The organism is Pseudomonas azerbaijanoccidentalis, from assembly GCF_019145495.1.
Lineage (GTDB): Bacteria > Pseudomonadota > Gammaproteobacteria > Pseudomonadales > Pseudomonadaceae > Aquipseudomonas > Aquipseudomonas azerbaijanoccidentalis.
In genome coordinates, this window is sequence record NZ_JAHSTU010000002.1 from 753,760 (window position 1) to 765,626 (window position 11,867).

Sequence of the window (11,867 nt, forward strand, 5' to 3'; positions counted from 1 at the left end):
AGGTACACCACACGATGTTTAGTTTTATTGCCCGCCGACTGGGGTTACTGATCCCCACGTTCTTCGGCATCACCTTGCTGACTTTCGCGTTGATTCGCATGATCCCTGGCGACCCCGTGGAAGTCATGATGGGAGAACGTAGGGTCGACCCCGAAATGCACGCTCAGGCAATGGAACGCCTAGGTCTGAACAAACCCCTGTATGCCCAGTACCTGGATTACATCGGCAAACTGGCCCACGGCGATCTCGGGGAATCCTTGCGGACCCGTGAGAGCGTCTGGACCGAGTTCACTTCTCTCTTCCCCGCGACCCTGGAACTGTCCATGGCCGCCCTGCTGTTCGCCGGCATCCTGGGCCTTCTGGCCGGGGTGATTGCGGCACTCAAGCGAGGATCACTGTTCGACCACGGGGTGATGGGGGTCTCCCTCGCGGGATACTCGATGCCGATCTTCTGGTGGGGCCTGATCCTGATCATGTTCTTCTCGGTGTCCCTGGGCTGGACCCCGGTGTCGGGGCGGATCGACCTGCTCTACGACATCGAGCCGCGTACCGGTTTCATGCTGATCGATACACTGCTGGCCGATGATGTCAGTGCGTTCTTCGATGCGCTGCACCACCTGATCCTGCCGGCCATCGTGCTCGGCACCATCCCGCTGGCGGTGATTGCGCGGATGACCCGCTCGTCGATGCTCGAAGTACTGCGCGAAGACTACATCCGTACCGCCCGCGCCAAAGGCCTGTCGCCGTCGCGCGTGGTGTTCGTGCACGGCCTGCGTAACGCGCTGATTCCGGTACTGACCGTGGTCGGCCTGCAAGTCGGTACCCTGCTGGCCGGTGCGGTCCTGACCGAAACCATCTTCTCCTGGCCGGGCATCGGCAAATGGCTGATCGAAGCCATTGGCGCCCGGGACTACCCGGTTGTGCAAAACGGCATCCTGTTAATCGCCTGCCTGGTGATTCTGGTCAACTTCGTAGTGGACATCCTCTACGGCTTTGCCAACCCACGCATCCGTCATCAGCGCTGAGGTCAATACCCATGAGCACTCCAACATCCTCAGTAGCCACCGCTGCCTCCGCCGTGGATCAAAGCCTGCTGTATCCGTCGCCGTACAAAGAATTCTGGCAAGCGTTCTCCAAGAACAAAGGCGCCGTCGCCGGCCTGATGTTCATGCTGCTGGTGATTTTCTGCGCCATCTTCGCCCCGTGGGTTGCCCCCCACGACCCGAGCGAGCAATACCGTGACTTCCTGCTGACCCCGCCAGCCTGGCTGGAAGGTGGGCAAATCCAGTTCCTGCTCGGCACCGATGAACTGGGTCGCGACCTGCTGTCGCGCCTGATCCAGGGTTCGCGCCTGTCGCTGCTCATTGGTCTGTCGTCGGTGGTGATGTCGCTGATCCCGGGGATCCTGCTGGGTCTGTTCGCCGGTTTCTTCCCGAAAGCGGTTGGCCCGACCATCATGCGTCTGATGGACATCATGCTGGCCCTGCCGTCCCTGCTGCTGGCCGTGGCGATTGTCGCCATCCTCGGCCCTGGCCTGATCAACACCGTGATCGCCATCGCCGTGGTGTCCCTGCCGTCCTACGTTCGTCTGACCCGCGCTGCGGTGATGGGCGAGCTGAACCGTGACTACGTGACCGCCGCGCGCCTGGCCGGTGCCGGCCTGCCACGCCTGATGTTCGTGACGGTGCTGCCTAACTGCATGGCGCCACTGATCGTTCAGGCCACCTTGAGCTTCTCCTCGGCGATTCTCGATGCCGCCGCGCTGGGCTTCCTCGGCCTTGGCGTACAACCGCCAACCCCTGAGTGGGGCACCATGCTTGCCTCGGCCCGCGACTACATCGAACGCGCCTGGTGGGTGGTGAGCCTGCCTGGTTTGACCATTTTGCTCAGCGTGCTGGCAATCAACTTGATGGGTGACGGCCTGCGCGACGCGCTGGACCCGAAACTCAAGAACGCCGCCTGAGGAGATTCCAAATGTCACTGTTAGAAATCAAGAATCTCAACGTTCGTTTCGGCGACAAGAACGCTACGCCTGTGGTCGATGGCCTCGACCTGAAAGTGGACAAAGGTGAAGTGCTGGCCATCGTTGGCGAGTCGGGTTCGGGTAAATCCGTGACCATGATGGCGCTGATGGGCCTGATCGAGCATCCCGGCATCGTCACCGCTGACTCGCTCAGTTTCGACGGCAAAGACATGCTCAAGTTGAGCAACCGTCAGCGTCGGCAAATCGTCGGCAAAGACCTGTCGATGGTTTTCCAGGACCCGATGACCGCACTGAACCCGAGCTACACCGTCGGTTTCCAGATCGAAGAAGTGCTGCGTCTGCACCTGAAAATGTCTGGCAAGGCGGCGCGCAAGCGTGCCATCGAACTGCTGGAAAAAGTTGAGATCCCGGGCGCGGCCAGCCGCATGGACGCCTACCCGCATCAACTGTCCGGCGGTATGAGCCAGCGTGTCGCGATCGCCATGGCGATTGCCGGCGAGCCGAAACTGCTGATCGCCGACGAACCGACCACGGCACTGGACGTAACGATCCAGGCGCAGATCATGGACCTGCTCCTGGCGTTGCAGAAAGAGCAGAACATGGGCCTGGTGCTGATCACCCACGACCTCGCGGTCGTGGCTGAAACCGCCCAGCGCGTGTGCGTGATGTACGCCGGTCAAGCCGTTGAAGTCGGCCAGGTGCCGCAACTGTTCGACATCCCGGCGCACCCGTACAGCGAAGCGCTGCTCAAGGCGATTCCGGAACACAGCCTGGGCGCCGAGCGTCTGTCGACCCTGCCGGGCATCGTGCCCGGTCGTTACGACCGTCCGCAGGGTTGCCTGCTGTCGCCGCGCTGCCCGTACGTGCAGGACAACTGCCGCACGCAGCGTCCGGCCCTTGACCCGAAAAGCAACAGCCTCGCCCGCTGCTTCTACCCGCTGAACCAGGAGGTGGCGTAATGGCCGTCGTACTTACCGCCCGCGACCTGACCCGTCACTACGAAGTGTCCCGTGGCATGTTCAAGGGTCACGCTACCGTACGCGCCCTAAACGGTGTGTCGTTTGAGCTGGAAGCCGGCAAGACCCTCGCCGTTGTGGGCGAATCGGGTTGCGGCAAATCAACCCTGGCCCGCGCCCTGACCCTGATCGAAGAGCCGTCTTCGGGCTCCTTGAAAATCGCCGGCCAGGAAGTCGCCGGCGCCGACAAGGCCCAGCGCAAGCAATTGCGCAAAGACGTGCAGATGGTGTTCCAGAGCCCGTACGCGTCGTTGAACCCGCGGCAGAAAATCGGTGATCAACTGGCCGAACCGCTGCTGATCAACACCAACCTGTCGGCCACTGAACGTCGCGAGAAAGTCCAGGCGATGATGAAGCAGGTCGGCTTGCGTCCTGAGCACTACCAGCGTTATCCGCACATGTTCTCCGGCGGTCAGCGCCAGCGGATCGCTCTGGCCCGCGCCATGATGCTGCAACCGAAAGTGCTGGTGGCGGACGAACCGACGTCAGCGCTGGACGTGTCGATTCAGGCGCAGGTGTTGAACCTGTTCATGGATCTGCAGCAGGAGTTCAACACCGCGTATGTGTTCATCTCGCACAACCTGGCAGTGGTGCGACACGTGGCAGACCACGTGATGGTGATGTACCTCGGCCGTCCGGTGGAAATGGGCCCGAAGGAGGACATCTATACCCGTCCTCTGCACCCTTACACCCAGGCGCTGTTGTCGGCGACGCCGACCATCCACCCGGATCCGGACAAGCCGAAAATCAAGATCGTCGGTGAACTGCCCAACCCGCTGAACCCGCCACCGGGCTGCGCTTTCCACAAGCGCTGCCCGTACGCCACCGAGCGTTGCAGCACTGAAGAGCCGGCCCTGCGCCTGCTCGACAGCCGCCAAGTGGCTTGCCACTACGCCGAGCAGTTCGTGCACGGCGCGGCGTAAAAACTGAGGGAGCCAGCCTGCTGGCGATAGCGGTATACCGGTCAACATTTCTGTTTACCGGCACACCGCAATCGCCAGCAGGCTAGCTCCCACAGGGGTTGTGTTGATCGAACCCCTTCCACTTCAAGTGGAAGGGGTTTTATTTTGTCTGCTATTTACGTCTGGCTGTCGCCTTCGTCGGCGTCATCGGAGTCCGGATCATCGGTGATCGAGTCATCGTCACCCTCAGCCCCTCCCTGCCCTTTATCACCCGGCTCCGATTCGGACCTGGCGATCATTAATTCCCCGTGCGCCCCCTGCCCACTCGAAGCCTGAGTCTCATGATCCTCACACTCAGCCCAGACCGCCGAGCTGCCGAGGGCCAGCATCATTAATACTTTCATCATCAATAAAATACGGAGCAATCTGTTCATGGCCGAATCCATCCTTCGTAGAGTGCCTGTCTGGCGCTTAGTGAAATCTAGTTCCGATTAACCGGGTTCTCCAGATAGGACGCTTTCGAATGCGGGAAAATGCCAACGCCTGGCAGATTGGTTTTGAATAATGGTTATGCCGAAAAGATCAAAAGATCGCAGCCTTCGGCAGCTCCTACATTGAACACCTGTAGGAGCTGCCGAAGGCTGCGATCTTTTGATCCTCAATAAAAAACCCCGAGGCTTTCGCAACGGGGCTTTTGACTTTGCAGCTCAACGCTTAGTGATGCTCACGCGTCGCACGGAATTTCACGTCCGGCCAGCGCTCTTCCATCAGCGCCAGGTTGACCCGCGTCGGTGCGAGGTAGGTCAGGTGACCACCGCCGTCCAGTGCCAGGTTTTCCACAGCCTTGTTGGAGAATTCCTCAAGCTTCTTCTTGTCGCTGCATTCGATCCAGCGCGCGGAATAAACGGTGATCGGCTCGTAGGAGCACTCGACCTTGTATTCCTCTTTCAGGCGGCTGGCGACCACATCGAACTGCAGCACACCGACGGCGCCGAGGATGATGTCGTTGCTGCGCTCCGGGAAGAACACCTGGGTCGCGCCTTCTTCGGCCAGCTGCTGCAGACCTTGACGCAGTTGCTTGGATTTCAGCGGATCTTTCAGGCGTACGCGGCGGAACAGTTCCGGAGCGAAGTGCGGGATACCAGTGAAGCCCAGGACTTCGCCTTCACTGAAGGTGTCGCCGATCTGGATGGTGCCGTGGTTGTGCAGGCCGATGATGTCGCCGGCAAACGCTTCTTCCAACTGCTCACGCTCGGAAGAGAAGAAGGTCAGCGCATCGCCGATCCGCACGTCCTTGCCGGTGCGCACGTGGCGCATCTTCATGCCTTTTTCGTACTTGCCGGAGCAGATACGCATGAAGGCGATACGGTCGCGGTGTTTCGGGTCCATGTTCGCCTGGATCTTGAAGATGAAGCCCGAGAACTTCTCTTCGACCGGCTCCACGGTGCGCTCGTTGGCCACGCGTGCCAGAGGACGCGGCGCCCAGTCGACAACGGCGTCGAGCACATGGTCAACACCGAAGTTGCCCAATGCCGTACCGAAGAACACCGGGGTCAGTTGACCGTCGAGGAATTCCTGCTGGTTGAACTCGTGGCAGGCACCCTGCACCAGTTCCAGCTGTTCGAGGAAGCGCTCGTATTCGTCGCCCAGATGCGCGCGCGCCTCGTCGGAATCGAGTTTCTCGATGATTTTGGTTTCGGTGCGTTCGTGTCCGTGACCGGCGGTGTAGACGATGATGTAGTCGTCGGCCAGGTGATACACGCCTTTGAAGTCGCGGTAGCAACCGATCGGCCAGGTAATCGGCGCTGCCTTGATCTTCAGGACCGCTTCGATTTCGTCGAGCAGTTCGATCGGGTCGCGGATGTCACGGTCGAGTTTGTTGATGAAGCTGACGATCGGCGTGTCACGCAGACGGCAAACGTCCATCAGGGCGATGGTCCGTGGCTCTACACCCTTACCGCCGTCGAGAACCATCAATGCCGAGTCGACCGCCGTCAGGGTGCGGTAGGTGTCTTCGGAGAAGTCTTCGTGGCCCGGGGTGTCGAGCAGGTTGATCATGTGCTCGCGATACGGGAACTGCATGACCGACGTGGTAATGGAAATACCACGCTGCTTTTCCATTTCCATCCAGTCGGAGGTGGCATGGCGGTCGGACTTACGAGATTTCACCGTGCCGGCTACCGCAATCGCCTTGCCCATCAGCAAGAGTTTTTCGGTGATGGTGGTTTTACCGGCATCGGGGTGGGAAATAATGGCGAAAGTGCGGCGTTTCGCGACTTCGGCGGCCTGTTTGGTCATGGGAAATCGCCTGGCAGGTGATTCAAAAAAGGGCGGCGAGTATAGCGCAAACCACCCTCCATGGACCACCGTTCACCCTGTAGCCGCTGCCGAGCCCGCGAGGCTCGGCAGCGGCTACGCGAGGATACAGGGTGGCCAAATAGTGTCGAACGTGGGAACCTTTTAAAGCACGGAGACGTCCATTCCCCCGTAACGACCACTCGTCGGGGGCCTGAAACACCTGCAATTCGGCCTGACGAGGCTGTGCTCATGGCTCGATTTCATGTCGTTTTACCGACATTGATAGAGCTGCTTCTCGCGAATGTCTTACCCGGCAGCCAGGAATGGCATGCCACACGGGACTGCGTTCGCCGACTGAAAAAAGGAGTCCGCCTGTGGCTATCCACTATGGCAAAGGGCTGATAGGAGGCGCGTTGGTAATCGCCCTTCTGGCCCTGCTGATCCACTGGATCGGCATCAATACGATCGAGCATTACCGCGACGATTTGTTGTTTTACCTGCAAGCTCATCTGATTCTCGTCCTCGCATCCATGTTGGCCGCCCTTGTCGTGGGCATCCCAGCCGGCATCCTCCTCAGCCGCCCGAGCATGATCGGCCGCGCCGAGCGCTTCATGCAGTTCTTCAATATCGGCAACACCGTTCCGCCGCTCGCCGTTCTCGCCATCGCCCTCGGCATCCTGGGCATCGGCAGTGGCCCGGCCATCTTCGCCCTCTTTCTTGCCTCCTTGCTGCCCATCGTGCGCAACACCTACGAAGGCCTGAAAAATGTTCAGGGCTCGCTCAAGGAAGCCGCCGTCGGTATCGGCATGACACCCGCTCAAGTGTTGTGGCGCGTCGAGTTGCCCAACGCCGTGCCCATCATCATCGGTGGCGTGCGCGTGGCATTGGCGATCAACGTCGGGACGGCGCCACTGGCGTTCCTGATCGGCGCCAACAGTCTTGGCAGCCTGATTTTCCCCGGCATCGCCCTGAACAATCAGCCGCAATTGCTGCTCGGCGCCGCGTGTACCGCGCTGCTGGCCTTGTTGCTCGATGGCCTGGTGACCCTCGCCAGCCGTCTCTGGCTCGAACGCGGCTTGCGCCCGTCTTAAGCCTCGGCAAAGGAATCGTCATGAAAACATCAAGCTTTTTACTAGGCTGCGTCCTGCTGTTCGCAGGATTTGCCCAAGCTGCGGAAAAACCCGTCATCCGCATCGGCGCCCGGGTGTTCACCGAACAGACCCTGCTGGCGGAGATCACCTCGCAGTACCTGCGCACCAAAGGTTACGAAGTGCAAGTGACCGGCGGCCTGGGCAGCAACCTGGCCCGCAGCGCCCATGAAAGCGGCCAGTTGGACATGCTCTGGGAATACACCGGCGTTTCGCTGGTGGCCTACAACCATGTCACTGAAAAACTCGACAGCGAACAGTCCTACGCACGAGTCAAAGAACTCGACGCGAAAAAAGGCCTGGTCTGGCTCACCCCGTCGAAATTCAGCAACACCTACGCCCTCGCCCTGCCGAAAAACGTTGCCGACGAATACCCGCAGATCAACACCATCAGTGAACTGAACACGGTGCTGCGCAAGGAAGCCAAGACCAACAATCTGGTGGCGCTGGATACCGAGTTCGCCAACCGTTCGGACGGTCTGGATGGCATGGTCAAGCTCTACGACATGAACCTGACCCGCAAGAATATCCGCCAGATGGATGCGGGCCTGGTGTACACCGCGCTGCGTAACGGCCAAGTGTTTGCCGGCCTGGTCTACACCACCGACGGTCGCCTGAATGCCTTCAAGCTGAAGCTGCTGGAAGACGACAAGCATTACTTCCCCGACTACACCGCCGCCCCGGTGGTGCGTCAGGCGTACCTCGATGCGCACCCGCAATTGGCCGCACAACTCAAGCCGCTGGCGGAACTGTTCGACGACAACACCATGCGCGAACTCAACGCGCGGGTCGACGTCGAGCACCAGAGTCCTTCAGCCGTTGCCGCCGATTTCCTGCGCCAGCACCCGATTAATTAAGGAGGAAAAGTCATGGAATTCCTGAACGCCTTTTCCCATCTCGACTGGCCATTGGTCTTACACCTGACGTGGCAACACATCACCCTGGTCGGCATCGCCGTGACCCTGGCGATTCTGGTCGGCGTGCCGCTTGGCATTCTGATGACCCGCTTCCCGAGTCTCGCCGGCCCCCTGCAGGCCAGTGCCACGGTGCTGCTGACCGTGCCGTCGATTGCCCTGTTCGGCCTGCTGCTGCCTTTCTATTCCAAGTTCGGCCAGGGCCTCGGGCCGATGCCGGCGATCACCGCCGTGTTCCTGTATTCACTGTTGCCGATCATGCGCAACACCTACCTGGCGCTGAGCGGTGTAGAACCGGGCATTCGTGAAGCCGCGCGCGGTATTGGCATGACCTTCGGCCAGCGCCTGCGCATGGTTGAACTGCCGATTGCGGTGCCGGTGATCCTCGCCGGTGTGCGCACCGCCGTGGTGATGAACATCGGTGTCATGACCATCGCCGCCACCATCGGCGCCGGTGGCCTGGGCGTACTCATCCTCGCTTCCATCAGCCGCAGCGACATGTCGATGCTGATCGTCGGCGCCGTGCTGGTCAGCTTGCTGGCCATCTTCGCCGACCTGCTTCTGCAATGGCTGCAACGTTCGCTGACTCCAAAAGGATTACTCAAATGATCGAACTTCAAAACCTCAGCAAGACCTTCCAAAGCAACGGCAAAGATGTCAAAGCCGTGGATTCGGTAAGCCTGACCGTCAATGAAGGCGAAATCTGCGTGTTCCTCGGGCCATCGGGTTGCGGCAAAAGCACCACGCTGAAGATGATCAACCGTCTGATCAAGCCGACCTCGGGCAAGATCCTGATCAACGGCGAAGACACCACCGGCCTCGACGAAGTGACCCTGCGTCGCAATATTGGCTACGTGATCCAGCAGATCGGTTTGTTCCCGAACATGACCATCGAAGAAAACATTGTGGTGGTGCCGAAGCTGCTCGGCTGGGACAAACAGAAATGCCACGACCGCGCCCGCGAGTTGATGAGCATGATCAAGCTCGAACCCAAGCAATACCTGCATCGTTACCCACGGGAATTGTCCGGTGGGCAGCAACAGCGGATAGGCGTGATTCGAGCACTGGCCGCCGATGCGCCACTGTTGTTGATGGATGAACCGTTCGGTGCGGTCGACCCGATCAACCGCGAGATGATCCAGAACGAGTTCTTCGAAATGCAGCGGGCGCTGAACAAGACCGTGATCATGGTCAGCCATGACATCGATGAGGCGATCAAGCTCGGCGACAAGATTGCGATCTTCCGCGCCGGCAAGTTGTTGCAGATCGATCACCCGGACACGCTGCTCGCGCACCCGGCCGATGAGTTTGTGAGCAACTTCGTCGGTCAGGACAGCACCCTCAAACGCCTGTTGTTGGTGAAAGCCGAAGACGCGGCGGACAACGCGCCCTCCGTCAGCCCGGAAACGACGGTGGCCGAAGCGCTGGAGTTGATGGACGAACACGACCGCCGTTACGTGGTGGTGACCTGCACCGAGAACAAAGCCCTGGGCTACGTGCGACGTCGTGACCTGCACCGCCAGGAGGGTACTTGTGGCCAGTACCTGCGCGAATTCAACGCCACCGCCGCGTACGACGAACATTTGCGCATCCTGTTGTCGCGCATGTACGAGTTCAATCGAGCGTGGTTGCCGGTAATGGATGCCGAGCGGGTGTTTTTGGGCGAGGTGACGCAGGAGTCGATTGCGGCTTATTTGAGCTCGGGGCGTTCGCGAGGGATGAAGACCAGCATCGTGTCACCGGCCGAATCAGTGGTCGCCTGACACCTCAAAGTCCCCGGTAAAAATGCAAAAACCTGTGGGAGCTAGCCTGCTGGCGATAGGGAAATGCCAGTCAATACTGTTTTGATGATGAAATTGTCATCGCCAGCAGGCTGGCTCTCACAGGTTCGGAGCAAAATTCGGAGACTTCGCAGGCCGGAAAAAAATATCAACAGTGTCGCCGACAAAAGCCTCCCAAAGATCACTCCTGTAATCAGCCAAACCTCATCTCAGCTCGCGTTCTCGCCCCCAACGTCGCCGAAGTTGACGCCATCGCACTTCCTAGCGACTTAGCGCACAAAAGCGTCGAACGTGCAGGTATTCTTAACACTTCGCAATTCCTCGGGAACATCCGACTGTCATCTGAGTCGGTTACAAAGAGTGATGCCCGTAACGCGCGTCAGAAGAGTGCAAAAACGCGACATTTTTTGTTGATCTCAAGCCCCTCACGCCCTAAAGTTCGCGCCGAACGTCCATGCTGGAAACGATCCATCCGGCTCAAGTACTGACGACGAGACAGCAAGGCCAAGGGAAAGCTGCACTTCCCATGGCCTTTTTGCTTTCGGCGACATGCCTTGGGAAGTAGGCGAACCAAAGTGGGGATACGGAGGACGTTCATTTGCACCCATTGATTAACGACGTTTGCCACTAGGAGTCCCAAGTATGTCGATCCAGGTCGAAGACTATTTCGCGCGTGAAACCTTTCAGAAAATGAAGGCGTTCGCCGACAAACAGGAAACCCCGTTCGTGGTGATCGACACCGCGATGATCAGCCAGGCCTATGACGACCTGCGTGCCGGTTTCGAATTCGCCAAGGTCTACTACGCGGTCAAGGCCAACCCGGCCGTGGAAATCATCGACCTGCTCAAAGAGAAAGGCTCGAGTTTCGACATCGCCTCGATCTACGAGCTGGACAAAGTGCTGAGCCGCGGCGTCAGCGCCGACCAGATCAGCTACGGCAACACCATCAAGAAATCCAAGGACATCCGCTACTTCTACGAGAAGGGCGTGCGCCTGTTCGCCACAGACTCCGAAGCCGACCTGCGCAACATCGCCAAGGCTGCACCGGGTTCGAAAGTCTACGTACGCATCCTGACCGAAGGCTCGACCACCGCCGACTGGCCTTTGTCGCGCAAATTCGGCTGCCAGACCGACATGGCCATGGACCTGCTGATCCTCGCCCGTGACCTGGGCCTGGTGCCTTACGGCATCTCGTTCCACGTCGGTTCGCAGCAGCGCGACATCAGCGTCTGGGACGCAGCGATCGCCAAGGTCAAAGTGATCTTCGAGCGCCTGAAAGAAGAAGACGGCATTCACCTGAAGCTGATCAACATGGGCGGCGGCTTCCCGGCCAACTACATCACCCGCACCAACAGCCTGGAAACCTACGCTGAAGAAATCATCCGTTTCCTCAAGGAAGACTTCGGTGACGATCTGCCCGAAATCATTCTGGAGCCGGGCCGTTCGCTGATCGCCAACGCCGGTATCCTGGTCAGCGAAGTGGTGCTGGTCGCGCGTAAATCCCGTACCGCCGTCGAGCGTTGGGTGTACACGGATGTGGGCAAATTCTCCGGCCTGATCGAAACCATGGACGAAGCCATCAAGTTCCCGATCTGGACCGAGAAGAAAGGCGAGATGGAAGAAGTCGTGATCGCCGGCCCAACCTGCGACAGCGCCGACATCATGTACGAAAACTACAAGTACGGCCTGCCGCTGAACCTGGCCATTGGTGATCGCCTGTACTGGCTGTCGACCGGTGCGTACACCACCAGCTACAGCGCAGTTGAGTTCAATGGCTTCCCGCCGCTGAAGTCGTTCTACGTGTAATCGCTACACGCTGAACGC

11 protein-coding genes are annotated in these 11,867 nt (G+C 59.5%); 9 read left to right on the top strand and 2 right to left on the bottom strand.

Translation table 11 applies throughout. The features are described 5' to 3' along the window. The first annotated feature begins 14 nt into the window (after window positions 1-14). The 4 genes from KVG88_RS10015 to KVG88_RS10030 are packed head-to-tail and all read left to right on the top strand — an operon-like array spanning window position 15 to window position 3,923. Complete coding sequence (locus KVG88_RS10015) at window positions 15-1,025, top strand: ABC transporter permease subunit (protein ID WP_090316025.1); 1,011 nt, start codon at window positions 15-17, stop codon at window positions 1,023-1,025. A gap of 11 nt (window positions 1,026-1,036) precedes the next feature. Beyond that, window positions 1,037-1,963 carry an ABC transporter permease subunit gene (locus KVG88_RS10020; protein WP_150703598.1) on the top strand — a complete coding sequence of 309 codons (927 nt, stop codon included), beginning with the start codon at window positions 1,037-1,039 and terminating at the stop codon, window positions 1,961-1,963. Window positions 1,964-1,974: 11 nt separating this feature from the next. Next, entirely contained in the window at window positions 1,975-2,943 is a 969-nt protein-coding gene (locus tag KVG88_RS10025; RefSeq protein ID WP_150703597.1) for an ABC transporter ATP-binding protein, read from the top strand. Continuing rightward, window positions 2,943-3,923, top strand: coding sequence for a peptide ABC transporter ATP-binding protein (locus KVG88_RS10030; RefSeq protein WP_075947653.1), 981 nt, complete (start codon window positions 2,943-2,945; stop codon window positions 3,921-3,923). Before KVG88_RS10025 ends, KVG88_RS10030 begins: the two co-directional genes overlap by 1 nt. Window positions 3,924-4,078: 155 nt before the next feature. Here the strand turns inward: KVG88_RS10030 and KVG88_RS10035 are convergent, their stop codons facing one another. Together KVG88_RS10035 and KVG88_RS10040 are read right to left on the bottom strand one after the other, a co-directional pair. Further along, window positions 4,079-4,336: a hypothetical protein gene (locus KVG88_RS10035; RefSeq protein WP_217871234.1), complete on the bottom strand. Its 258-nt coding sequence runs from the start codon at window positions 4,334-4,336 to the stop codon at window positions 4,079-4,081. A gap of 280 nt (window positions 4,337-4,616) precedes the next feature. After that, entirely contained in the window at window positions 4,617-6,200 is a 1,584-nt protein-coding gene (locus KVG88_RS10040) for a peptide chain release factor 3 (RefSeq protein WP_007973058.1), read from the bottom strand. A gap of 374 nt (window positions 6,201-6,574) precedes the next feature. On the opposite strand from KVG88_RS10040, the gene KVG88_RS10045 reads away from it, so the two are divergent. From KVG88_RS10045 to KVG88_RS10065, 5 genes are all read left to right on the top strand, one after another. Then, window positions 6,575-7,291, top strand: coding sequence for an ABC transporter permease (locus tag KVG88_RS10045; protein ID WP_150705521.1), 717 nt, complete (start codon window positions 6,575-6,577; stop codon window positions 7,289-7,291). A gap of 20 nt (window positions 7,292-7,311) precedes the next feature. After that, window positions 7,312-8,205: a glycine betaine ABC transporter substrate-binding protein gene (locus KVG88_RS10050; RefSeq protein WP_217871235.1), complete on the top strand. Its 894-nt coding sequence runs from the start codon at window positions 7,312-7,314 to the stop codon at window positions 8,203-8,205. A 12-nt stretch (window positions 8,206-8,217) separates the two neighbouring features. Further along, on the top strand, window positions 8,218-8,871 hold the full coding sequence (locus KVG88_RS10055) for an ABC transporter permease (RefSeq protein ID WP_150705523.1): 654 nt from the start codon (window positions 8,218-8,220) through the stop codon (window positions 8,869-8,871). Next, a complete protein-coding gene (locus KVG88_RS10060) occupies window positions 8,868-10,025 on the top strand; it encodes an osmoprotectant ABC transporter ATP-binding protein OsmV (RefSeq protein ID WP_217871236.1) in 1,158 nt (385 codons plus the stop codon). Before KVG88_RS10055 ends, KVG88_RS10060 begins: the two co-directional genes overlap by 4 nt. 660 nt (window positions 10,026-10,685) lie before the next feature. Beyond that, on the top strand, window positions 10,686-11,849 hold the full coding sequence (locus tag KVG88_RS10065; protein WP_150705525.1) for a type III PLP-dependent enzyme: 1,164 nt from the start codon (window positions 10,686-10,688) through the stop codon (window positions 11,847-11,849). Window positions 11,850-11,867 lie beyond the last annotated feature (18 nt).

Bases quoted from the DNA above. Each gene is read 5' to 3' on its own strand.
- KVG88_RS10030 (WP_075947653.1), top strand. From the start codon at position 2,943: ATGGCCGTCGTACTTACCGCCCGCGACCTGACCCGTCACTACGAAGTG.
- KVG88_RS10025 (WP_150703597.1), top strand. From the start codon at position 1,975: ATGTCACTGTTAGAAATCAAGAATCTCAACGTTCGTTTCGGCGACAAG.
- KVG88_RS10035 (WP_217871234.1), bottom strand. From the start codon at position 4,336: ATGAACAGATTGCTCCGTATTTTATTGATGATGAAAGTATTAATGATG.
- KVG88_RS10020 (WP_150703598.1), top strand. From the start codon at position 1,037: ATGAGCACTCCAACATCCTCAGTAGCCACCGCTGCCTCCGCCGTGGAT.
- KVG88_RS10050 (WP_217871235.1), top strand. From the start codon at position 7,312: ATGAAAACATCAAGCTTTTTACTAGGCTGCGTCCTGCTGTTCGCAGGA.
- KVG88_RS10040 (WP_007973058.1), bottom strand. From the start codon at position 6,200: ATGACCAAACAGGCCGCCGAAGTCGCGAAACGCCGCACTTTCGCCATT.
- KVG88_RS10015 (WP_090316025.1), top strand. From the start codon at position 15: ATGTTTAGTTTTATTGCCCGCCGACTGGGGTTACTGATCCCCACGTTC.
- KVG88_RS10060 (WP_217871236.1), top strand. From the start codon at position 8,868: ATGATCGAACTTCAAAACCTCAGCAAGACCTTCCAAAGCAACGGCAAA.
- KVG88_RS10065 (WP_150705525.1), top strand. From the start codon at position 10,686: ATGTCGATCCAGGTCGAAGACTATTTCGCGCGTGAAACCTTTCAGAAA.
- KVG88_RS10055 (WP_150705523.1), top strand. From the start codon at position 8,218: ATGGAATTCCTGAACGCCTTTTCCCATCTCGACTGGCCATTGGTCTTA.